The 22,504-nt window shown below is 54.2% G+C and carries 26 protein-coding genes and 1 riboswitch; of the genes, 20 read left to right on the forward strand and 6 right to left on the reverse strand.

Translation table 11 applies throughout. From position 1 onward, the window contains the following. Nucleotides 1–140: 140 nt before the first annotated feature. The 5 genes from NYE74_RS18000 to NYE74_RS18020 all read left to right on the forward strand — a co-directional run bounded on the left by NYE74_RS18000 (nt 141) and on the right by NYE74_RS18020 (nt 5,439). The gene (locus tag NYE74_RS18000; protein ID WP_341005055.1) at nt 141–1,838 is read left to right on the forward strand and encodes a glycoside hydrolase family 13 protein; all 1,698 of its coding nucleotides are present in this window, start codon (nt 141–143) and stop codon (nt 1,836–1,838) included. A 68-nt stretch (nt 1,839–1,906) separates the two neighbouring features. Beyond that, the gene (locus NYE74_RS18005) at nt 1,907–2,404 is read left to right on the forward strand and encodes a metallophosphoesterase family protein (RefSeq protein WP_036622515.1); all 498 of its coding nucleotides are present in this window, start codon (nt 1,907–1,909) and stop codon (nt 2,402–2,404) included. 210 nt (nt 2,405–2,614) lie between these two features. Then, entirely contained in the window at nt 2,615–3,697 is a 1,083-nt protein-coding gene (locus NYE74_RS18010) for an ABC transporter substrate-binding protein (protein WP_036622517.1), read from the forward strand. Between the two features lie 30 nt (nt 3,698–3,727). Then, nucleotides 3,728–4,642 carry an ABC transporter permease gene (locus NYE74_RS18015; RefSeq protein WP_036622519.1) on the forward strand — a complete coding sequence of 305 codons (915 nt, stop codon included), beginning with the start codon at nt 3,728–3,730 and terminating at the stop codon, nt 4,640–4,642. Beyond that, a complete protein-coding gene (locus tag NYE74_RS18020; RefSeq protein ID WP_036622521.1) occupies nt 4,642–5,439 on the forward strand; it encodes an ABC transporter ATP-binding protein in 798 nt (265 codons plus the stop codon). Before NYE74_RS18015 ends, NYE74_RS18020 begins: the two co-directional genes overlap by 1 nt. 318 nt (nt 5,440–5,757) lie before the next feature. Here NYE74_RS18020 and NYE74_RS18025 read toward each other — a convergent pair whose 3' ends face one another. Next, a complete protein-coding gene (locus NYE74_RS18025) occupies nt 5,758–6,117 on the reverse strand; it encodes a DUF2512 family protein (RefSeq protein ID WP_082207750.1) in 360 nt (119 codons plus the stop codon). Nucleotides 6,118–6,291: 174 nt separating this feature from the next. Between NYE74_RS18025 and NYE74_RS18030 the strand changes: the two genes are divergently transcribed. Genes NYE74_RS18030 through NYE74_RS18045 form a run of 4 tightly spaced genes read left to right on the forward strand, consistent with a single transcriptional unit; the run spans nt 6,292 to nt 9,051 of the window. After that, entirely contained in the window at nt 6,292–6,594 is a 303-nt protein-coding gene (locus tag NYE74_RS18030; protein ID WP_036622525.1) for an antibiotic biosynthesis monooxygenase family protein, read from the forward strand. A 38-nt stretch (nt 6,595–6,632) separates the two neighbouring features. After that, the gene (locus NYE74_RS18035; protein WP_316561698.1) at nt 6,633–7,145 is read left to right on the forward strand and encodes a GNAT family N-acetyltransferase; all 513 of its coding nucleotides are present in this window, start codon (nt 6,633–6,635) and stop codon (nt 7,143–7,145) included. A gap of 29 nt (nt 7,146–7,174) precedes the next feature. Continuing rightward, nucleotides 7,175–7,783 (forward strand): TVP38/TMEM64 family protein, encoded by a 609-nt coding sequence (locus NYE74_RS18040; RefSeq protein ID WP_124331968.1) that lies wholly within the window; start codon nt 7,175–7,177, stop codon nt 7,781–7,783. 26 nt (nt 7,784–7,809) lie between these two features. After that, on the forward strand, nt 7,810–9,051 hold the full coding sequence (locus NYE74_RS18045; RefSeq protein WP_341005056.1) for an MFS transporter: 1,242 nt from the start codon (nt 7,810–7,812) through the stop codon (nt 9,049–9,051). 79 nt (nt 9,052–9,130) lie between these two features. Here NYE74_RS18045 and NYE74_RS18050 read toward each other — a convergent pair whose 3' ends face one another. Further along, nucleotides 9,131–9,829: a metal-dependent hydrolase gene (locus tag NYE74_RS18050; protein WP_155619460.1), complete on the reverse strand. Its 699-nt coding sequence runs from the start codon at nt 9,827–9,829 to the stop codon at nt 9,131–9,133. Nucleotides 9,830–10,011: 182 nt separating this feature from the next. Between NYE74_RS18050 and NYE74_RS18055 the strand changes: the two genes are divergently transcribed. The 8 genes from NYE74_RS18055 (at nt 10,012) to rpoD (ending at nt 16,651) form a co-directional block, all read left to right on the forward strand. Then, nucleotides 10,012–11,328, forward strand: coding sequence for an SPFH domain-containing protein (locus NYE74_RS18055; RefSeq protein ID WP_124331970.1), 1,317 nt, complete (start codon nt 10,012–10,014; stop codon nt 11,326–11,328). Between the two features lie 5 nt (nt 11,329–11,333). Beyond that, nucleotides 11,334–12,071 carry a hypothetical protein gene (locus tag NYE74_RS18060; protein WP_124331971.1) on the forward strand — a complete coding sequence of 246 codons (738 nt, stop codon included), beginning with the start codon at nt 11,334–11,336 and terminating at the stop codon, nt 12,069–12,071. 29 nt (nt 12,072–12,100) lie between these two features. Next, nucleotides 12,101–12,610: a hypothetical protein gene (locus NYE74_RS18065; protein WP_036622535.1), complete on the forward strand. Its 510-nt coding sequence runs from the start codon at nt 12,101–12,103 to the stop codon at nt 12,608–12,610. Nucleotides 12,611–13,099: 489 nt separating this feature from the next. Continuing rightward, nucleotides 13,100–13,894 (forward strand): helix-turn-helix domain-containing protein, encoded by a 795-nt coding sequence (locus NYE74_RS18070; protein ID WP_036622537.1) that lies wholly within the window; start codon nt 13,100–13,102, stop codon nt 13,892–13,894. 87 nt (nt 13,895–13,981) lie between these two features. Next, a complete protein-coding gene (locus NYE74_RS18075; RefSeq protein WP_316561592.1) occupies nt 13,982–14,407 on the forward strand; it encodes a VOC family protein in 426 nt (141 codons plus the stop codon). 173 nt (nt 14,408–14,580) lie between these two features. Beyond that, nucleotides 14,581–14,736 (forward strand): hypothetical protein, encoded by a 156-nt coding sequence (locus NYE74_RS18080; protein ID WP_164815249.1) that lies wholly within the window; start codon nt 14,581–14,583, stop codon nt 14,734–14,736. 123 nt (nt 14,737–14,859) lie between these two features. Further along, nucleotides 14,860–15,498, forward strand: coding sequence for a DsbA family oxidoreductase (locus NYE74_RS18085; RefSeq protein ID WP_036622543.1), 639 nt, complete (start codon nt 14,860–14,862; stop codon nt 15,496–15,498). Nucleotides 15,499–15,757: 259 nt separating this feature from the next. Further along, nucleotides 15,758–16,651, forward strand: a complete 894-nt coding sequence (gene rpoD, locus NYE74_RS18090) for an RNA polymerase sigma factor RpoD (protein ID WP_036622545.1) — start codon at nt 15,758–15,760, stop codon at nt 16,649–16,651. Nucleotides 16,652–16,709: 58 nt separating this feature from the next. On the opposite strand, the gene NYE74_RS18095 is transcribed toward rpoD, so the two are convergent. The 4 genes from NYE74_RS18095 to NYE74_RS18110 form a co-directional block, all read right to left on the reverse strand. Then, entirely contained in the window at nt 16,710–17,810 is a 1,101-nt protein-coding gene (locus NYE74_RS18095) for a hypothetical protein (protein WP_124331972.1), read from the reverse strand. Between the two features lie 94 nt (nt 17,811–17,904). After that, complete coding sequence (crcB, locus tag NYE74_RS18100; protein WP_124331973.1) at nt 17,905–18,270, reverse strand: fluoride efflux transporter CrcB; 366 nt, start codon at nt 18,268–18,270, stop codon at nt 17,905–17,907. Continuing rightward, on the reverse strand, nt 18,267–18,656 hold the full coding sequence (gene crcB / locus NYE74_RS18105; protein WP_124331974.1) for a fluoride efflux transporter CrcB: 390 nt from the start codon (nt 18,654–18,656) through the stop codon (nt 18,267–18,269). The genes crcB (NYE74_RS18100) and crcB (NYE74_RS18105) overlap by 4 nt, the downstream gene beginning before the upstream one ends. 42 nt (nt 18,657–18,698) lie before the next feature. Next, nucleotides 18,699–18,759: riboswitch (Fluoride riboswitch) on the reverse strand. Between the two features lie 57 nt (nt 18,760–18,816). Next, on the reverse strand, nt 18,817–19,230 hold the full coding sequence (locus NYE74_RS18110) for a DUF4183 domain-containing protein (protein ID WP_036622552.1): 414 nt from the start codon (nt 19,228–19,230) through the stop codon (nt 18,817–18,819). 358 nt (nt 19,231–19,588) lie between these two features. On the opposite strand from NYE74_RS18110, the gene NYE74_RS18115 reads away from it, so the two are divergent. The 3 genes from NYE74_RS18115 (at nt 19,589) to NYE74_RS18125 (ending at nt 22,470) form a co-directional block, all read left to right on the forward strand. Next, nucleotides 19,589–20,605 carry a DUF4183 domain-containing protein gene (locus tag NYE74_RS18115; protein WP_341005058.1) on the forward strand — a complete coding sequence of 339 codons (1,017 nt, stop codon included), beginning with the start codon at nt 19,589–19,591 and terminating at the stop codon, nt 20,603–20,605. A gap of 83 nt (nt 20,606–20,688) precedes the next feature. After that, a complete protein-coding gene (gene fosB / locus NYE74_RS18120) occupies nt 20,689–21,105 on the forward strand; it encodes a metallothiol transferase FosB (RefSeq protein ID WP_036622554.1) in 417 nt (138 codons plus the stop codon). A 480-nt stretch (nt 21,106–21,585) separates the two neighbouring features. Beyond that, the gene (locus tag NYE74_RS18125) at nt 21,586–22,470 is read left to right on the forward strand and encodes a radical SAM/SPASM domain-containing protein (protein ID WP_036622556.1); all 885 of its coding nucleotides are present in this window, start codon (nt 21,586–21,588) and stop codon (nt 22,468–22,470) included. The last annotated feature ends 34 nt before the right edge of the window (nt 22,471–22,504 follow it).

Below are 22,504 nucleotides of genomic sequence, written 5' to 3' on the forward strand. Positions count from 1 at the left end.
GGATTGCAGAGATCTCCGGGTTGTTTGTTCAAAACGGGGCTTGCCGCGCCGGCTTCCCGGTTATACAATTCGGCCCCGAGGTTAATAGTGATATTACAGGCCGGATACGGAAACCGAAAGATATGGAAAGGGCGGCAAACATGAAGCGAACCTGGTGGAAGGAAAGCGTAGTTTATCAAATTTACCCGATCAGCTTTAAAGATTCGAACGGGGACGGTATCGGCGATCTGCGCGGCATCATATCCAAGCTGGATTATTTGCAGGATCTGGGTGTCGACGTGGTGTGGATCTGTCCGATTTATAAATCGCCCGGGCACGACAACGGGTATGACATCAGCAACTATTGCGAGATAAAACCGCAGTTCGGCACGATGGAGGATTTCGACGAACTGCTGCACGGGCTGCATACGCGCGGGATGAAGCTGATGATGGATTTGGTGCTGAACCACACGTCGGACGAACATCCCTGGTTTCTGGAGTCGCGGCAGTCCCGGAACAATCCGAAACGGGATTATTACATTTGGCGAAAAGGGAAAAACGGCGGCCCTCCGAACAACTGGGAGTCGTATTTCAGCGGTTCGGTGTGGGAATACGACGCGCGGACGGACGAATATTATTTGCATTTATACTCCAAACATCAACCGGACCTGAACTGGGAAAACCCGGCCGTCATCGGCGAGATGCACAATATGATCCAGTGGTGGCTAAAAAAAGGGGTGGACGGTTTCCGCTTCGATGCGATCGCGCATATCGTAAAAGCGAAAGGGCTACCGGACGCCGACAATCCGGACCATTCGCCGACCGTGCGGGCGTACGGCATGTTTTCAAATTTGGACCATGTCCATACGCTGCTGCAAAATTTGCACGATGAGGTGCTGTATTTCTATGATATCATGACCGTAGGGGAAACCTCGGGGCTGGGGCCCGAGCAGGCGCTCGATTACGTCGGGGACGGGCGGCGGGAGCTGAATATGACGTTTCAGTTTGAGCATATGTTCTTGGATGCGGCTTCTCCCGGCAGCGGCAAATGGGACGTCGTGCCCTGGAAGCTGGCCGACCTCAAGCGGGTTATGACAGGCTGGCAAACGATCCTGCACAAGAAGGGCTGGAACGCCAACTATCTGTGCAATCACGACCAGCCCCGCTGCGTGTCGCGGTTCGGAAATGACGGCCCGTACCGGATTCCTTCGGCAAAAATGCTGGCCACGTTCATCCATACGCTGGAAGGGACGCCTTATATTTATCAGGGCGAGGAGCTCGGGATGACCAACATCGCTTTCGATGCGATCGACGATTACCGGGACGTGGAAACGCTGAATTTTTATAAGGAACGGGTGGAAGCCGGGGTGCCGGAGCATGAGATCATGCGGGCCATTCATCTGAAAAGCCGGGACAACGCCCGCACGCCGATGCAGTGGGAAGCTGGCGGCCAGGCGGGCTTCACGACGGGGACGCCGTGGATCGCCGTGAATCCCAACTGCAAGGAGATTAACGCGGCACAGGCGATGCAGGACCGCGATTCCGTGTATCACTATTATAAGGAATTAATTCGTTTGCGAAAGCGGCATGAGGTGTTTGTGTACGGCGAGTACCGGCTGCTGCTGGAGGATCATCCGGAGATCTACGCCTATACCCGGACGCTTGACGATACCCTGCTGCTCGTGATCCTGAACTTCTTCGCCGGCGAACCGGTGTTTGAATGGCCCGATTCCGTAAAGATCGAAGGGATCGAGCTGCTGATTTCCAACTATAAGCCGGACGAATGGGAAGATCTCCGCCAGCTGCGGCTCCGGCCTTATGAAGCAAGGGTGTATTTGCAACAAGGCAGCCGCGGATAAAACGTTTGAAATTGGGGTGAGGACATGGAGAAATACGAGAACAACGGCCTGGCCTCGGTGCTTGGCCCATGAAGATCGGCATCGTTTCGGATACGCATCTGCCGCGCCGGGGCAAGGAGCTTCCGTCCGCCCTGCTCCGGCAGTTTGCAAGCTGTGATCTGATCCTGCATTTGGGGGACTGGACAACGTTCGAGGTCTATGAGCAGTTGTCCGCGCTTGCGCCGGTCGAAGGCGTGGCCGGGAACAACGATCCCGCGGACATCGTCCGCCGGTTCGGCTACCACAAAGTGCTGGAGCTTGGGACGAAAAAAATCGGTCTGACCCACGGCCACTTGCCGGGAGGCGGGCATAACGCCTTCGATAACGCCAAACGCGTATTCACCGGCAAGCGTCTCGACGCCGTGCTGTTCGGCCATTCGCACAAACCGCTGCTTGCCCATAGCGGCGGCGTGCTGCTGTTTAATCCCGGTTCCCCGACCGACAAACGGCGTGAGGAGAAATACAGCTTCGGGATATTGGAAATTGGGGCAAAAGGGCTGAGAGCAAAGCATATTTTTATAAAATAATGAGCGGCGGTTTCCAGAATTGGCCGGAAGCCGCTTATTGACGGAAAATTGACCACCATTTAATATAGAAGTCATACTCATGTCCTAATCGGGGCGGCGTATTCAAGTTCCCGCTCGCTTTATCACTTTCATCTATGAAAGCGTCAACGGGATCGTGCATTACAGCTCTATTGTAAAGGGCCTGATCATGGTTGAAAGGGGAAAATGAAGATGAGGAAGAAAATCGGACTATTTTTCGCGGTATCTCTCATGCTGCTTAGCGTCATTGGCTGCGGCAGCAACAGCGCAAGTTCGGGAAGTGGCGCAAACGCTCAAAACAATGGAGCGGCCGAAGCCGGCAAGGCGCAAAATGCTGGTTCTGGGGGCGGGACGGACAATAAGACATACAAGATTGCCATCTCGCAAATCGTCGAGCATCCGTCGCTGGATGCGACCCGCGAAGGTTTCATGGCGGCGCTGAAGGACGCGGGGCTCGTGGAAGGCCAAAACCTGCAGGTGGATTACAATAATGCCCAAGGCGATCAACCGAACAATATGGCCATCGCGCAAAAAATCGCCGGCGGAGATTACGACCTGGTCTTGGCGATTGCAACGCCTCCGGCCCAGGCTGTCGCCCAGCAGGTAAAAAACTCGCCGATTTTGTTCGCGGCCGTGACCGATCCGATGGATGCCAAGCTGGTCGATAATCTTGATCATCCCGGCGGAAACATTTCCGGCGCTTCCGATACCAATCCCGAAGCGATCACGAAGCTGATGGACTTTATCGCCGCGAATTTTAAGGATGTCAAAAAAGTCGGCGTAGTGCTGAATCAAGGGGAACCGAACGCGGTCATCATGACGGATCAAGCCGAAAAGGCGCTGAAGGCCCACGGCATCGAGCTCGTTAAAGCTACGGTCACAAACACCTCGGAAGTAAAGCAAGCGGCGGAATCGCTGGTCGGACGCGTCGACGCGCTGTACATTACGCTCGACAACACCGTCGTTGAAGCCGTCAGCACGATCATCCAGGTCGCCAACGATAACGACATTCCTTTCTTCTCCAGCGACCGCGACACGGTGGAGCACGGCGCTTTCGCCACCGTCGGCTTCAAATATTACGACCATGGTTACCAAGTGGGACAAATGGCCGTGGATGTGCTGAAAAACGGCAAAAAGGTCGGCGACATGAAGGTGACGGTGCCGGATAAGCTTGACCTCATCCTGAACCTGAAGGCCGCCAAAGAGCAAGGCATCGAAGTAACCGACGCGATGAAGGATCAAGTGGTCGACAAAGAAAACAACATTATCGAATAAAGGCTCCGCAGGTTCGGGGGAGGTACTAATATGTTAAATTCACTGCTGGGAGCGCTGGAATCCGGACTGCTCTATGCGGTGATGGCGCTGGGCGTATACATTACGTTTCGGATTCTGGATTTTCCGGATTTGACCGTGGACGGCAGTTTTACGACCGGCGGCGCCATCGCCGCCGTAATGATTTCAGGGGGAATCTCCCCCTGGATCGCCACAGCGGCCGCTTTCTTCGGCGGGATGGCCGCCGGCGCCCTGACCGGGCTCATTCATACCAAAGGCCGCATTAACGGTCTGTTGTCCGGGATATTGATGATGATCGCGCTGTACTCCATCAATATGCGGATTATGGGCAAACCGAACGTGGCATTGCTCGGCGAAGATACGATTTTCACATCGGTTTCGCCGCTTGTGCTGATGCCGTTTGTGGTAATTGCGATCAAACTGCTGCTGGACCTGTTCCTGCGCACCGAGCTTGGCCTCGCGCTGCGGGCGACCGGGGACAATCAGCGGATGATCCGCAGCTTCGGCACCCACACCGACAACACGATTATTTTGGGCCTCAGCTTGTCCAACGGTCTCGTGGCGGTGTCGGGGGCGCTGATCGCCCAGCAATCGGGATTTTCCGATATCTCTTCAGGGATCGGGATGATCGTCATCGGCCTCGCTTCCGTCATTATCGGCGAAGCGATTTTCGGATCGCGCACGGTATTTTGGGCGACGCTGGCCGCCATTCTCGGTTCGGTCGTTTACCGGGTCGTCGTGGCGCTTGCGCTGCGCGTCGAATGGCTGGAACAAACCGACCTGAAGCTGATCACGGCGATCATCGTCATTATCGCTCTGGTGCTGCCGACCGTGAGCAGATCGCTTAAGCAAAAAAGCCTGGCCCGGGAGCGGGCCGCCGAAATCACCGGTTCGTCCGGGCGGAAAAGCTTGGGAGGTGGGCTCTGATGCTGCAGCTTTCCCGCGTGTCCAAGCTGTTTCATCCCGGAACGCCGGACGAGAAAATCGCCCTGATCGACATTAATCTGCATTTGGCCCCAGGAGATTTCGTGACGGTCATCGGCAGCAACGGTGCAGGCAAATCGACGCTGATGAACGTAATTTCGGGCGTCATTAAGCCCGACGCCGGCGAAATCCGCATCGGCGGCGCCGATGTCGGACATCTGCCGGAGTACAAACGGAGCCGCTGGATCAGCCGCGTGTTTCAGGATCCGATGGCCGGGACGGCGCCGCATATGACGATTGAGGAGAATCTGGCGATGGCCTATGCCCGCGGCAAGCGGCGCGGCCTGGGCTTTGGCGTCACCGCCAAGCGGCGGGCGATGTTCCAGGAGCAGCTAAGCCGGCTCGGGATCGGGCTGGAAGGCCGGCTGCGCGCTAAAGTCGGCACGCTGTCCGGCGGCGAACGCCAGGCGCTCAGCCTGCTGATGGCGACGTTCACCGAGCCGCAGATTTTGCTGCTCGACGAGCACACGGCCGCGCTCGACCCGGCCCGCGCCGAGCTGGTTACGCAGCTGACCCGCGACATCGTCAGCGAACTTAAACTGACGACGCTGATGGTCACGCATAATATGGAGCAGGCGATTCGCCTCGGCAACCGCCTGATCATGATGGACGGCGGGCGCATCATCCTCGATGTGGACGAGTCGCGCAAACGCGACCTGACCATGGAGCGATTGCTCGGCGAATTCGAGCGGATCAGCGGGCATAAGCTGTCCGACGACCGCGTAGTTTTAGGAGGCTAGCCATCGCCTTAAAGAATAAAAAGCCTGCCCGGCGGAGCATTCGCGGGGCAGGCTTTTTTTGTTAACGGAGCGGTGGGACCAACTGCAAAAGCGCATTTGAATTTCTGTTCAAACTCCGTTTTTCGGCGATTGAAATGCAAAAGAACATCTGAATATCAGCGATTTGATCAAAAAGTGACTTTAGCCGGAAATGAACTGCACATTTGCATTTGAACCTCCTGTTTCGGGGAGTTTCGACGAAATTCGCCTGCACTTTTGCATTTCGTGGGATTTTTCCCCCTTAAAAGTACGTCGCTTGGCGTTTTCGGGTTTAATATTTTACCCCCGCACTCGTACGCTGCTGTCGTTCCGGATGCCGTCTTTGAGCAGCCACCGGTGAAAGAAATATTCAAACACGCCGACAACGACGGTGATGGCCAAAATCTCCCCGGGCGAAAGCGTCCACCCCGCGCTGGCGGCAATCGCCCATAACATCAGATACACAAGCACGGCGTCTACCAGCGTGGCGATGGCGTTGTTGGTACGCGGGAGAATAAACAAGTCCCCGAATAAATAAGCCAAAATGGCCAACGCTATAGCTGTCATCAGCGCCCCGACCAGCGATGCGTTGCTCAACCACAGCAACATGGCCACGACGATAATGCCGTTTCCAAGCAGTTTGACGAAAAATTTACTCACGGTAATGCACCTCCTTCTGCCTGCCGTTAATTTCCCCGGCTTAAAGGCGGAGTATGCGCGAAATAAACGAAGGAGCGACTAATAAATTGTTAAGGGGCGAAGCGGCCGCGGCAATTTCGATTCATAAAGCGCTTAGTCCGTGCTATAATCAGCCTTACGGAGGAGATGAGGAGAATGATTCTTGAAGTAGCGGAACTACACGTAAAACCCGGGATGATCAACGAATTTGAAAGCAATTTCCGCAAAGCGTCGAAGATTATCGCCCAGACGGAAGGCTATATTGAACACGAGCTGCATAAATGCGTGGAAACGGAAAACAAATATATTCTGCTCGTGAGATGGCAGTCGATTACGGCGCACGAGGTCGGGTTCCGAAAGTCGCCGCATTACGAGGAGTGGAAAGCGCTGCTGCACCACTTTTACGATCCTTTTCCGACGGTGGAGCACTACGTTCAGATCAGGCATGAAACGGATTAACGGAATTACGGGAGAAAGGAAGTCGGGAGCGGATACATATGCCTACGGACATGGAATATACGGTTGAGGACGCAACTTTGCAAGATTTGCCGGCGATCGTCGCCATTTACAACGAAACGATTGCCGGGCGGATGGTCACCGCCGATCTGGAGCCGGTTACGGTGGAAAGCAGGCGGAAATGGTTTGAGGAGCACTCCCTGGATTCCCGCCCCCTCTGGGTCATGAAATCAGGCGGACGCATCGTCGCCTGGCTCAGCTTTCAATCCTTTTACGGCCGCCCGGCCTACAACGCTACCGCCGAGATCAGTATTTATATTAGCGGCGAGTATCGTTCCCGCGGTATTGGCAGTATCTTGCTGAACAAGGCAATTGCGGCTTGCCCGGGCATTCGGGTGAAGACTTTGCTTGGTTTTGTGTTTGCCCATAACGAGCCGAGCTTGTCCCTGCTGCGCAAATTCGGTTTTGAAGAGTGGGCGTTTTTGCCGCGGGTAGCCAATTTGGACGGGGTGGAGAGGGACCTTGTCATTTTGGGAAGAAGGGTTGAAGCGTAGCGAAATTTTTGCGATTGGGGAAAAAGAAGTTGAACGAATGGATTAAACAAATCACGGATTGGTTTCTGCAGACGACAGGCTTGACCGGTTATTCCATCCTGCTGCTGACGATACCTTTAGCCGTCGTGCAAGGGTTGTTCGGCTTTTTCCCGTTCGCCACGATCGTGATGCTGCATATCTCGCTGCTTGGCATCGCCGGCGGCCTCGCGGCCAGTTGGATTGCCGGAAGCGCGGCGGGAATGATTGTTTATTTGCTGTGCAGGTATTTGTTCACCGATTGGTTTAACCGGAAATGGATGAGCCGTCTGAAAAAATACGAGAAATGGCAAACAGGTTTGGATCGTTACGGGGTGTGGGCCGTTATTTTTCTCCGCACGGTGCCGATTATGCCGAACAACTTGATTTCGTTTATGGCGGCAATTTCCAATTTAAAGCTGTGGTCATACACTTGGTCGAACGTGGTCGGAAACTTGTCCAGCATCTGGCTGTTCGGGATCATCAGCGCACCGATCGTGTTCCCGGGCGTCGATTTGCGGCAGCTGATCTTGTTATACGCCGCGTTTTTGCTGGCGCTTGGCGCCGCTTTTTACCTGAGAAACCGGAAGATGGCTGGAAAAGATCGCGGCATGATGACTTAGATGCTTACGGATAGGGGGCAATGAATATGAATGCCACAACAGGGGACGCCATAGATACGAAATCGGCGCCCAAACAAAGAAAACTGCTGCTGAGCGCCGGTCTCAGCTGGATGTTCGACGCCATGGACGTCGGCATCATCTCGTTTATCGCCGCCGCTTTGGCGGCGGAATGGAGTTTGACTCCGGAGCAGACCGGATTTTTTACGAGCATCAATTCGGTCGGAATGGCCTTTGGTGCGGCGGTCGCCGGGTTTATGGCGGACAAGTTCGGGCGGAAATCCGTGCTGTTGTGGACGCTGCTTATATTTTCGGCGGCGAGCGGCTTGTCGGCGGCGGCAACCGGTTTTGCCGTACTATGCGTGCTGCGCTTTATCGCGGGGTTTGGGCTCGGGGGAGAGCTGCCGGTGGCCTCCACGCTCGTTTCCGAGTCCGTTCCCGCCAAAGAGCGGGGGCGGGCGGTAGTGCTGCTCGAAAGCTTTTGGGCGGCCGGCTGGATTGCGTCGGCACTCATTTCCTATTTCGTTATTCCCAAATGGGGTTGGCAGGCGGCGTTCCTGATCGGCGCGGTCCCGGCGCTTTACGCGTTATATTTGCGCAAATCGATTCAGGAGCCGGTACGCTACCGGGAACAGGCCGCCGGAAGGAAAGGGCAGGCGCCGTCCTTCGGCAAACGGTTCGCCTCCGTATGGGCAGGGCCGCACCGGCGTTCCACCGTCATGCTGTGGGTGCTGTGGTTTACCGTCGTTTTTTCGTATTACGGCATGTTTTTGTGGCTGCCCTCGGTAATGGTGCTCAAAGGCTTCAGCCTGGTCAAAAGCTTTGAATATGTCTTGATCATGACGCTGGCCCAGCTTCCCGGTTATTTCACGGCTGCGTACTTCATCGAAAAGTTCGGCCGCAAATTCGTGCTGGTGCTTTATTTGCTGCTGACCGCCGCCAGCGCGGCCTGGTTCGGAGCCGCCACCAGCGAAGGGATGCTGATGGCCGCCGGCATCTGTCTGTCCTTCTTCAATCTGGGAGCATGGGGCGGCATGTACGCCTATACGCCCGAGCTGTATCCGACCTCGGTTCGCTCCACGGGAGTGGGCCTGGCCGCGTCGTTTGGCCGGATCGGAGGGATCATTGCGCCTTATCTCGTCGGCATGCTGGTTGCCCGGCATGTGGCGGTCGGTTCGATTTTTTGGCTGTTTTTCGTGACGATCGTGATCGGAGCGATGGCCGTATGGTGGCTGGGGACGGAAACGAAGGGGAAGGAATTGGCGGACTGAACTTGGATGTTTTAAAAAAACAGGCCCTCGGAGGATACTTTAGGTAAGTATCGGCCGGGGCCTGCCTCTTAATGGGCGTTTAATTCCATGTCTCGGTATTCAGGGTTTGTGTCGGCTTTAAGAAGTGGCCTTGAATGCCGATTTTCTGCAATTCGGAAACAAAACGTTCCCCATCCTGGCGGATCAGCTCGAAGGTATTGTAGTGTACCGGGACGACATGTTTGGCATTGACCCACTCGGCCGCGACCAGCGCGTCCTCCGGTCCCATCGTGAAATGATCGCCGATCGGCAGAAACGCCAGATCGATTGGCCGGCGGCCGCCGATCAGCTTCATGTCGCTGAACAAAGCCGTGTCCCCCGCATGATACAAGGTCAGATCGCCCAGCTCCAACACGATGCCCGCGGCGACGCCAAAATAAAGGCTGACGCCGTCCTCCCGAGTCACCGACGTGCTGTGCAGCGCCGGCACCCATTTCAGTTTGCCGAACGGCAATTGGATGGAGCCGCCCAGGTTCATCCCGATCGTCTGCAGCCCGGCATGGGCGAAATAGTTCGCCAGCTCGACGATCGCGACGATGGGGGCATGGTTGCGTCTTGAAATGCTGTCCGCATCGCTGATATGGTCGGAGTGCCCGTGGGTCAGCAGGACGTAATCCGCTTTGATCTCATCGGCCGCCGCTCCCGCCAGCGGGTTGCCGGTCAGAAAAGGATCGATGATGATTTGATGTTTTCCCGTATCCAAATGGATGCAGGAGTGCCCCAAGTATGTGATTTTCATGCCTATCACCTCATTGGAAAAGATATCCTTCCTAAATTATTATACCCTCCGCCCGCGGGCCTGTCACATGCCATAGAAGTTTCATACCAAAAACCTAGTCGCAAAGCAGGATATGTCTATGAATACCCCGAATATAACCATAGCGGATTTTGTCATTATTTTGAATAAGGGGAATTTAACAAATGGCTTTGATTGATGTAGTCAAATACGACGGATCTCCGGATGTTTTCGCCTGGAAGCATCCCGAGGCGGAGCTAAGCACTTGGACGCAGCTGATCGTAAATCAGTCCCAGGAAGCGATTCTGTTCAAGGACGGCAAAGCGCTTGATTTGTTTGGTGCGGGAAGACATACGCTGATGACGGCGAATATTCCGATTTTAAACAACATTATCAACCTCCCGTTTGGAGGAACTTCTCCGTTTGCGGCCGAGGTCTGGTATGTCAACAAAGCAAGCTCGCTGGATGTAAAATGGGGAACGCCCAAACCGATCCATGTGCAGGATCCCAAGTACAATGTCCTGGTTCCCGTAAGAGCTTTTGGGCAGTTTGGGGTGCAGATCGCGGATTCCCGGAAATTTCTGGTGAAGCTGATCGGCACGCTTGCGGAATTTAACCAGCAACATTTGGTGGAGTATTTTCGGGGCGTCGTCACGATGAATATCAACTCGACGTTAACCTCTTATTTGGTACATAAAAAAGTAAGCATTTTGGAGATCAACGCGTACATCGGCGAAATGTCCGCGCATTTTCAAGCGGCAATGACCCCTGTACTTGAGGAATACGGCATTAGCCTGCTCAATTTTTACGTCAACAGCATCAATGTGCCCGAGGATGACCCGTCCGTCGTCCGTTTGCGGGATGCTTTGGCCAAAAAGGCGGAAATGGATATCATCGGCTTCAGCTATCAGCAGGAAAGAACGTTTGATACCCTGGAAGGCGCGGCCAAAAATGAAGGAGGCGCCAATGCGGGACTGATGGGGGCCGGTATCGGAATGGGCATGGGTTACAGCATCGGAGGTCCGCTCGGCCATGAAATGTCCCGCATGACCCAAGTGCTGCGCGCATCGGGGGAATCCTGCAAATGCCCCAATTGCCAGCATATGAACCCGGATCAATCGATCTTTTGCAGCCAGTGCGGAGCATCGCTGGCCGGAGCGGGAGGGAAGCCGGAGGCGGAACCGGTCATCGCTTGCAATCGCTGCGGCACGGCGTTAATGAAGGGCTCCAAGTTCTGTCCAAACTGCGGAGACCCGTATAACGCATGCCCCACTTGCGGGGCGGATAATCCCGAGAACGCCGCCGAGTGCGTCAAGTGCCGGTCTCCTTTGCCGAAACGCTGCCCCAAATGCAGCCATCAGGTAAGCGGGGACAGCAAATTTTGCGGAAACTGCGGTTCGGAATTAACGTTAAAATGCTACAACTGCCAACATGAGCTTCAGCCGAGTCAGAAATTTTGTCCGGAATGCGGCTCGGATCAAACGAAGGGAAGGGAGGGATAATGCGGTTGCGACGGTATGCGGCCGCTTCACTCATCGTATTGATCCTGTACCTTGTTGGACTTGTCTCCACCATTTCGGTATTCGCCATCATCCGGCAGGGGAGAATGGATTCTTTTTCGGCGTGGATTTCCCTGGGTGCCCTGATTTTGGCCGAAACCGTGATGTGGCAGTATGTTACCTATTGGATAAACCATAACGAACGCGTAAAGAGAAATATTCCCGGTTTTCTGGCACTCGGAACCATCGCCGCCGCTTATTTGATCGCCGTTTTTTTTTATTCATTTATTGCGGGGATCGATGGCCGGTTTTTGAGCGGATTGGTGCTGCTGCACATTCTAACCTTGACGATTGCCGTGCTGCTTGGAGGAGCGGTTTTGCTGTTCCTGAACTACACGCTGAAAAGCGACGAAACCACTCAATCGCAGCTAATCCATTTGTATGAGATCGAGTCCGGCCTCAAAAGCCTGCTGATGAAGATCGAGGCTTACGGAGAGGCGGGAACCGGAGACATCAAATCCTTTCTAACGAAACTGATCGAACAAGTTCGTTTCAGCGATCCGGTCGTCCCGGATACGCTGGCCTATCTGGACCAGGATCTTTTGTTCCGCATCGATATGCTCAAAGAGGAGCTGCAGCAAGGGGAGAAGGAGCAGCGTCTCGCTCCAGAGTCCGTTCTTTTGCGTCTGCAAGAACTAAAGCATCTGCTGGACGATCGCAACGCCCGATTGCTGCTGTCCAAATAGTTATGTGTACGGTTGATTAGGAGGACCACATGAAATCATTCTTTAAAAATTTGTTCGGAGTTATTTGCACGGTCCTGGCCGGCCTTTTAGGAAGCATATTTTTAATCGTTCTTCTCGCCGCTGAAGATCCGGATACGATATTAATCGTAGCTTTAGTTTTGCTGATTCCGGCAGGCCTATTTCTCTTTCTTGGCATTCTTTTGTTTAAAGGCTCCAAGAAAAAAGTGATTCCAACGTATTCAGGGCCTCCCGGATCCCGTCCTTATCCGCAGCAAAGACAAAGACCGGGCTCGCCATCGCCGGGGGCTTCTTCGCCATCATTTACGCCTATTGACTTAGACCCTGAGGTGGTCAAAGGCGCCGCCGAATTTATGAGTTCCCTTTTTGGCGGGCAGCAAATGGATGTAATAGAGAAACCTCCTGCTCCAAAAGAGCCTGTTTCCCTCGATTGCCCGGGCTGCGGGGCCAAAACGGTGGTGTATCCCGATAAGCCGGCGACTTGCGAGTACTGCGGTACGGTGATTCCATATAAGGATTGATAAATGACAAGGGACAAACCAAGAGGTTTGCCCTTTTTTTATGCGAAGTGAGAAAAAAGGTTGGTTGTAAGAGCTAAAGGGCTCCATAGGGACCTTATTTGCGGAAAAACGGAGGTTTGCAAAATGTAAAGGACAGATGGAATAGCGCGCAAGGTGTACCAGAGATTTTGTGTAGGCGTTAATGCAACGCCAGTGGAAGGTAGCCGGAAAATAGGCGGATAAGGTCGCTGAAGTCTGTTGCGCGCCACAAATTTGAAAGAGCCGAAGTACCAGGTGGTGCTGCTTAGGAAAAAGGGGGAAGGGTACTACAACGTATGGGTTTACATGACAAAGGACCTCGTCAGCGGTGAGTTTTTTTATCTGATCTGATGTGATCAAATTTATAGCATTTTTAAAAGTAACGCTAGACTAACCCGCCGCCGGCAGATAAACTAGAATTGGAAATTTTAACTGGATAGGTCCTTGAAGCCCCAAAGAAAGGTGGTCCGGATGACAGAACGGTATCCCGAAATCGATGAGGTTATCGCCTACATTCAGCAGAACATTCACGAGCCGCTCCCGTTGTCCAAATTGGCCAAATATGCGGCGTACAGTCCGTTTCATTTTTCGCGCATTTTTAAAGAACGAATGGGACTGCCCCCGCTGTATTACGTCTCCGCCATGCGTTTGCAAAAGGCAAAGGACCTGCTGCTGCGGACGGACATGACGATCCGCGACATCGGTTTGGAAATCGGCCAGCAGAGCCTTGGCACCTTCACGACCCGCTTCACCGAACGGGTTGGCATGACTCCGTCGGATTTTCGCAATTCCACCCGTCATGCCGGCGATCTGCTGCGCTCGTTGCAGCATTTTAATGAAGGCAGGCTAAGAGGCTGGAAGATGAACCGGCCGGGGAATATCGGTGGGACGGTGCAGGCGGCGTCGGCTTTTTCCGGGGTGATCTTTATCGGGCTGTTTGCCAAACCGATTCCGGAAGGACTGCCCCTTTACGGTACTTTGCTGTTTTCCTTGGGGGAGTTTTGCTTCACCGCCGTCAAGCCGGGCACTTATTATCTGATGGCGACTTCTCTCGATTGGGGCACGAATGCCAATGATATTTTGCTGCCGCAGCGTACGCTGCGGACGCGCTTTCACCATCCGATCGCCGTTAAACCGGGGATTCCGGTGCCTTATCAAGAGGTTATGCTGTACCCTCCGCGGGCCGACGACCCGCCGATTCTGATATCGCTTTCCGTGCTGATGAATCGTTTTTTAAGGAGATCGCTGCAAAAAAGCAATCGGTAAGAAATTTTTGGCTCGGAGAAAAGGTACAATGTTACGGGACATACTGATGAGGAAGTCAGAATCCAACACCAAAGGAGCACGTACAATATGACAATGCGGTTAACCCCTTATCTCGTGATGGACGGCAACGCCAAGGAAGCCATTTCATTTTACGAAAAAGCTTTGGAAGCTAAGGTCATTATGCTTCAATCGTTTGGAGAAATGCCGGAAAATCCCGAATTTCCACTGCCGGAGGCAGCGAAGGACCGCGTCTCCCATGCGCTGCTGAAAGTCGGAGAATCCGAGATGATGTTTTCGGACACGTTTCCGGGCCAGCCTCACCAAAGCGGAACTCAGGTGACGATCTGCCTGACGACAAATGACGCCGAACAGGCGAAACGTATGTTTGAAGCGCTGGCTGAGGGCGGCCAAATTAATATGCCGCTTCAGGAGACGTTTTTCAGTCCGGCCTACGGTTCGCTGACCGATAAGTTTGGCGTTACGTTTCAAATTTTCGTGGAAGGAAAAATTTAATTATCCTTCAAGGCAGGCGGGACGCCGGAGCTAAAATTCCGGCGTTCTTTTTTTCATAAATGCTTGAAATTACCATATGATTTTGGAGTAATGTTTCATTTTGCGGCGGGTTGAAGCTTCCGAAACGGGGTACGCTTAAAAAAGGACTGCAGCATAGGGAGGCGTTGGCGGAAATGAAAATTATCATCACGCAAAGCGAAGCCGTGGAGAAAGGAATCTGGCCTGAAGTCAGAAAGCGGTTCGGCTTGTCCGAAGAGGATGAGGTATGGGAGCGGGAGGAGTTCATTCTCACGGAGGAAGAAGCGCGGAATTACGGGTTAATCCATTAAACGGGCCGAAAATCCCCAAGGAATGGATTGCATTACGCGGGAGCGGGCGGTTAATATGGGGTATAGACTAAGCGCCGCATGCTTTTCCGCATGCGGACGGCTTCTTGGTGGGAGGAATGAATGATGAAAATTGAAGTTTGGTCGGATTTTAGCTGCCCGTTTTGTTATATCGGGAAAAGACGTCTGGAGAAGGCGCTGGAAGCTTTTGAGCACAGGGAAGAAGTACAGGTGGTGTACCGCAGCTTTGAACTGGACCCGGAAGCTCCAAAGGACGCGGAATTAAGCATCCACGAGCTGCTGGCCGTTAAATATGGCTTAAGCCTGCTCCAGGCCAAGGAATCGAATCAGAACGTGGCGGCCCAAGCAAAGGCCGAGGGGCTCGATTATCATTTCGACACGGCCATTCCGACAAATACGTTTGACGCTCACAGGCTTTCGCATTATGCCGGGGAAAAAGGGAAGGCTAAAGAGATGACGGAAAGATTATACCGGGCTTATTTTACGGACTCATTACATATCGGCGACAGGGATACGTTGGTTCGGCTGGCGGAAGAGGCAGGGCTGGACGGCCGGGAAGCCGGGGAGGTATTGGACCAGAACCGGTACGCTGATCAGGTGCTGGGGGATGAGCGGGAAGCCCGACAGCTTGGCATCCGCGGCGTTCCGTTCGTCGTGCTGCGCGGCAAATACGCGGTGTCCGGAGCACAGCCGCTGGAAATTTTTCAAGGAGCGCTGCTGCGCGCTTGGGAGGATCAGGCATAGCTTGGAATGAATACAATGGAAAGACAAAAAACGCTGATCCGTTAAGGATCAGCGTATGTTTAGCTTTATGTAAACGACACATAAAAAATAAAACTTGTATTACTTCAATTTCTATGATAAAATGACGGATAGCCAAATCACATATGCTTCATACAATAATCTACTCAATAATAGCATAATATCAATGATTTGTCAAATGGATTTGGGCGACCCAGATAGAAAGACTTGGCAATTATTTATTTAGGGTGGGGGTCTGAAAATGACGGAGGACTTGAAGCATAATGAAACGGAATTTACCGACGACCTGACGCTGCCGCCAGGAATAAAAATCGATGACCCGGTACGTATGTATTTGAAGGAGATCGGGCGTGTTCCTTTGCTATCCGCCGAAGAGGAAATCGAACTCGCGCAGCGGATCGAAAACGGCGATGAGGATGCCAAACGCCGTTTGGCCGAAGCGAATTTACGGCTCGTCGTCAGCATAGCCCGGCGTTATGTCGGGCGCGGCATGGTTTTTTTGGATTTGATTCAAGAAGGCAATATGGGCCTGATTAAAGCGGTCGAAAAATTCGACTACTCCAAAGGCTTCAAGTTCAGCACCTATGCAACGTGGTGGATTCGCCAAGCGATTACGAGAGCGATCGCCGATCAGGCCAGAACGATCCGGATTCCGGTGCATATGGTCGAAACGATCAACAAATTGATCCGGGTTTCCCGGCAGTTGCTGCAGGAAATCGGACGGGAACCAACGCCGGAGGAAATCGCCAAGGAAATGGATATTTCGCCGGATAAAGTACGCGAAATTATGAAAATCGCCCAAGAGCCGGTTTCGCTGGAAACGCCGATCGGCGAGGAGAACGACTCGAACCTCGGCGACTTTATTGAAGATCACGACGCCCCGGCGCCCGCGGAAGCGGCGGCCTACGAACTGCTCAAGGAACAGCTGGAGGAAGTGCTCGACACGCTGACCGAACGGGAAGAAAACGTGCTTCGGCTCCGCTTCGGAATGGACGACGGGCGGACGAGAACGCTCGAAGAGGTTGGCAAGGAATTTGGCGTTACCCGGGAGCGGATCCGGCAGATTGAAGCCAAAGCGCTCCGCAAATTGAGACACCCCAGCCGCAGCAAACGGCTGAAAGACTTTATGGAATAAACCAAAGAAGCGGTCCATCGGGATTTGACCGATGGACCGCTTCTTTTTTTGCCTGCAATTATTTTCGCGTTGAACGAGAACGCCCTCTTATCAGGCTAATTTGCCCCAGGACTTTCGAGGTGAGCGGGCGAACGCTGCGATAGTTCACCTTCCGGCTCCGCTGCGCGCGAAGAAGCGCGGATTTGCCGGGACGGGCTACTCGCGATCCGAACACCTGCATAAACCAATGCACCGGATAGGAAATCGACAGGCGGCCGTTTTCGGAACCGGCAAAATTGACGGCCGCCGCCAGATTGCCGCGCTCGGTCAGCCAGACGGACCCGGAGTCGCCAGCCAGCGATACCGGGCGTTTGCCGCGAATGACGCTTTGGTCCTTGAAGGTGATCGTCCCGAGGTTGCCGTAATCGCCGTAATCGACCCGGATGTCCGTATGGATCGACTCGACGGTGCCGGTGACGCCCCCGGTGGTCCGCCCGATTTTTTTGAAGCGGTCCCCGACTTTATAGGTGACGACATGCCCCGGGACGGCTCCGAAAACGGCGTAGGCCGGTTTGAGCAAATCGCGACGCAGCGGTTTCGAGGTCGCGGCATCCAGATAATTGGCGCTTTTCTTGCGGAGCTTGACAAAGCGGTCCAGACTTCCGATCCGGTCCTTTGGGCCGCGGCCGCCGTCCGCCCCTCCCGGCTGAAGCGTTGCCGAGTATCGCGGCGTGTTGTTGTTTGCAAGCACGTGGTTGTTGCTTAGGATATAGCGGCCGCCCCCGGAACGTTTGTCGCTGACGATCAGGCCGGCGGTTCCCGATGCGGCGGAAGTACCGACGCTATACCCGGCGACGACCGGGCGGATGCGGCCGGTGAAGGTTAGCGTGGAGCGGGCGCCTGGTTTACCGTGTTTGCAAAAGCGCCGGCAACGAACGATGCGAAACGGCACGCCGGATGCGGATTTTAGCTGGAGCGGCACAGCGGGCGGCCGTTTTTTGACTTTTCTTTTTTTATGGGCGGTGGACGAAAGGGCTTCGGCGTAAACGATGATGGCGGCGCCTTTTCGCGGGCGTTTGGGATCATGCAGGCCGATGCCGACGCCGTGGATGCCTTTTCGTTTGAGCAAGCGTTTGGCAATGCGCTGCTTCAGCAAATAAGCTTTACGAAAACTGGCCAATAGGTATCACCTTTTCTCGCGTTTTTGCGGATTTGCTTTATCATATGCAGCGGCGGGAAAGGTTGACTGTCCGTGAGTTTGCCGGCTTGTTGACCTAACGGACGCACATATTGCCCAGCCAGGCAAACAGAACGCCCAGCAAAACGGAGGATATGACGTAAACGGCGGCGTTTCGCTTCCGCCCTTGCTCGATCAGGCCGATCGTTTCGTAACCGAATGTGGAAAAAGTCGTATAAGCTCCGCAAAAGCCAACCCCGAACATGAGCCAGCTCCATTCGGGCATCCCGCGATGATTATGTAGGGCCGATAAAAGACCGAGGAGAAAGGAACCGCTAAGGTTAATCGCCCAGGTCCCGTACGGGAATCCGCCGCCCATTTTGCCGGATATCCATTTTCCCAGATAATACCGCAGAAGCGTCCCCAATATGCCGCCTGCGCCAACGCCCAAGATGCCGATCATGCCGCACCTTCCCCTTGACGGCGGCGGTTCTTTCCGGCGATCCGCACGCCGAGCCCGGCCATGAGCAGGCCGCCGATCACGTTCGCCAGCGCGTAAGCGGCCGCCGTTCCGGGGCGGTTGGAGCTTAGTGCTTCCAAGGTCTGTACGGAAAAGGTGGAGAAGGTCGTAAATGCTCCGGTAAAGCCCGTTCCCAGGCCAAGGCGCAGATGGGAAGGGATTTTCCGCAGCGGTGCGATGGTAAAAAACCATCCGAGGAACAAACAGCCGGTCAAGTTGATGATGACGGTAGAGAGGGGGAAGGATCCTACAGAAGGAATCCCAACCCCTAATCCATAACGCAGCAGCGAACCGAAAAATCCGCCAACGATCAGTGCGATTACATCCAAAAGCGATCAGCCTCCTAAAAATAGACAGACCCCTACCAGCAGCAACTGGTAGGAGTCATTAGCTCGGGGAGCGGTTCAGGCGAACTCCATCGCCTTTAATACTGGGTCCATTTTAGTCGATGGAACGCGGGGAGTCAATATTACACTTTAAATGGGCGCTTTAAGTGGTAATGGTAATCGTGGGGGCGGAGATTGTGGGCTGCGTCGTAATCGTGGACGTGACATCGCCGAAGCTGTTGACTTCCAATTGAACGGGAACGCCTGCGCTGATATCCGTCGTAGCCAAAACCAGGCTTGCTGTCGTCAACGTGGACAGTGACTGCTGCTGGATCACGCCGTTGACATACACATTAAAGAAGTCGCTCCCGGTCAAGGCGGGCAAAGCGGTGACGGCCGTGTCCGTGTCATCGACGAAACTCCCGGCGGGAATGGTGATGTCCGTGGCTCCGATCATTGCGGCCGTAATCGTGGCGAAAAAGCGGGTGACGGTCGGGGAAACCGTCGTGGTGATAGCTCCGCCCGATGCAACCGGAGCGGTGGCCGTGGCGGTAAAGACGGGTTTTACTACCGGCATGGTATTACCTCCTAATCTAGAATGTTATCGAGAGACTCGATATATCACATATAATGATCAGGTTGACTTAATAGAAGCGGCGCATCTTCATCGGCAAAATATGCAATTTTTTGCGGGGGAGCAGGATATTTGTCTATTTCGCCTCTACACGAAAGCACGTATGATAATGCAGGCGAATAACGAGGCACAATACAGCATTTCCGTGTGGGAGGAATGGCAAGTGGGGAAAGGAAAGTGTGCCCCAGGGGGAAAAAGAAAGAGAGGCACGAGAAGCCGCAAAAAGAGGGCCGCCGCATATTATGCTCTGCGTGCACAAAACCGGAGATTGCGCGGCCGTCTTATCATATGCTGGAAACGGATGCGGCGGATAGAGCATCTGCTTCATGAGCGCCACGGGCAAATGGAACGCCCGGGAGCGGGTGGCTGCTCCGGCGTCCCCGGTTTGCCGGGGGCGAATGGCCCGGCAGGCGCTCCGGGGGGACCGGGTCCCACGGGAAATACAGGGCCGGCCGGACCGCATGGAGCTCTCGGGCCACCGGGAACGATCGGGCCGGTGGGCCCGCAGGGACCGGCGGGAGAAGCGGGTGCACGGGGGCCGGTGGGCATGCAGGGACCTGTGGGAGAAGCGGGTCCGCGCGGTCTGGCGGGTCCGCAGGGACCTGTGGGAGAAGCGGGGGCGTACGGTCTGGCGGGTCCGCAGGGACCTGTGGGAGAGGCGGGGGCGTACGGTCTGGCGGGGCCGCAGGGACCTATGGGAGAAGCGGGGGCGTACGGTCTGGCGGGTCCGCAGGGACCTATGGGAGAAGCGGGTCCCCAGGGGCCGGTGGGACCGCAAGGGCTAGCGGGCGATCCAGGTCCGCCGGGGCAAGTGGGTCCGCAAGGGCCGGCGGGGGATCCAGGGCCGGTGGGGCCAGTGGGACCGCAAGGGCCGGCGGGAGAAGCGGGGCCACAGGGGCCAGTGGGTCCGCAAGGGCCGGCGGGAGATCCAGGGCCGGTGGGAGAAGCGGGTCCGCAGGGGCCGATAGGCCCGCAAGGCCCCGAGGGGCCTCCTGGCCCCCCCGGACCTCCCGGCGGCGCGATTCAGGTAACGCCTACCGTGTTCCGCTACTTTTATTTTCCTCCTGCTAATTTACAAGGGGATGTCACCGTCCCGGCGAGCGAGTTTACGGATGACCAGGGAAATCCGCCGGCCGCATTTTCCGGGCTTGGCAGCGAATCATATGCCAATTTGTATATAAACGGCGTAATGCAGGAAGGCAGCCTGTATACGCTGTCCCCCCAGGCTTTGACGCTTTTGCTCGGTCAGGATATGATATTGGCGGGGACGCCGATTATTATCGAAATCGTGCAGATTACGGCCCAAGCCATAATCTGAAAATCATTTTTATCACATAATGCGTGCCGCATAAAGGGCGAGGCGTTATGGCCTTGCCCCTAATTTTTGCTGGGAGGAGCCCAATGGATATTAAGGGAATTAACCATTTCTGCTTTTCGGTAGCCGATCTGGAGCGGTCGATTGCTTTTTATGAACAGGTATTTGACGCAAAAATGGTCGTGAAAGGGAGGAAACTCGCCTATTTCGATTTACACGGTTTATGGATCGCTTTGAATCAAGAAGACATCCCCCGGGACAAAGAGAACCGTACATACACGCATATCGCGTTTACGATCGAAGAAACGGATTTTGACGCTGTTCTGGACAAGCTGCGGCAATTGAGCGTAGAAGTGCTGCCGGGGCGCGAGAGGGATGTGCGGGACAAAAAATCGATTTATTTTTTCGATCCCGACGGGCATCTGTTTGAATTCCATACGGGAACGCTGGCGGATCGTCTCGACTACTACCGGGCGGAAAAAAGCCACATGACCTTTTACTGAAAAGCTTCGGCGTCTTTAGAGCATTTTTTGTTGGGCTTTTGCCCCGTATCAGCTAGAATAAAGACAAGCCCGGAAATTTAATGGTTATAGCAGCAGCTATTTTCCGAAAAAAAACCTTTTCTACACTGGCGTTGCATTAACGCCTACACAAAATCTCTGGTACACCTAGCCCGCTATTTCATTTGAGATCACGCCAGAAATCTAACGGTTGTATTAGTCGCTATTTTGCCAAAAAAGCCCCTTTCTAAATTTTAACGGTTGTGAGCGCAGTTATCTGCTCAAATCTGATTCCAAATATCCGGGTTTTAGCTAAATAAGCGCTATGGCAACCGTTAGAATTCGAAAACGGCGATATTGGAGCAAATAGCGGCTGTGGCAACCGTTAGAATGTGGTGGCGAGAAAATGTATCTTGTCGGATTTAATACAACTAGTGCGGACAAATCCCGAATACTAAATCAAAGTGAAGTAGGCTCAAGTACATGAAAAAGTTCAAAAAGTTTTATATCGAAACGACCAGCATTTGCAATTTGGCGTGCAGCTTTTGTCCGCCGACGCACCGCAACGCGCAGTTTATCAAAACGGAAGACTTCAGCAAAATTTTGGACGACATTAAACCTCATACGGATTACATTTATTTCCACGTTAAAGGGGAGCCGCTGCTGCATCCTAAAATCGACCGGCTCCTGGACATCAGCCACGAAAAAGGATTTCAGGTAAACATCACGACCAACGGCACATTGATTCCGAAGGTTAAGGGTAAGCTGCTCGGCAAGCCGGCGCTGCGTCAGATGAATTTTTCGCTGCACAGCTTTGACGGGCATGAAGGCTCCGCGGACCGGGAGGGTTATTTGTACTCCATTTTGTCTTTCGTCCGGGAGGCCGTCGCTTCGTCCGATCTGATCGTTTCGTTCCGGCTCTGGAACTTGACGAAGGACAACGAAACGAACTTGCAACGCAAACGCAACCGCGAGACTTTGGAGATCATCGAAAAAGAGTTTGGCCTGGACTACCGCATCGAGGAGAAAGTCGTACCCGGCAGCGGAGTTCAATTGGCCGAGCGGATTTACTTGAATCAGGATCATGAATTCGCCTGGCCGGATTTAAAAGCGCAGGAGGACGACGGCAAGGGCTTTTGCCATGCGCTCCGCAATCAGGCGGGGATTTTGGTCGACGGTACGGTGATCCCTTGCTGCCTCGACGGCGAAGGGGTGATCAATTTAGGCAACGTGTACAAAACCCCGTTTTCGGAAATTATCGAAGGGGAACGGGCCAACCGATTGTACGAAGGGTTTTCGCGCCGGACAGCGGTGGAAGAACTGTGCCGGAAATGCGGGTACCGCCAGCGTTTTGGCGGTGGAGCTTAGGAGCCGGACTCAAGTAAGAGAAAAGGGGAAAATG

Source organism: Paenibacillus sp. FSL P4-0127 (assembly GCF_038007325.1).
In the GTDB taxonomy this organism is placed as follows: domain Bacteria; phylum Bacillota; class Bacilli; order Paenibacillales; family Paenibacillaceae; genus Fontibacillus; species Fontibacillus macerans.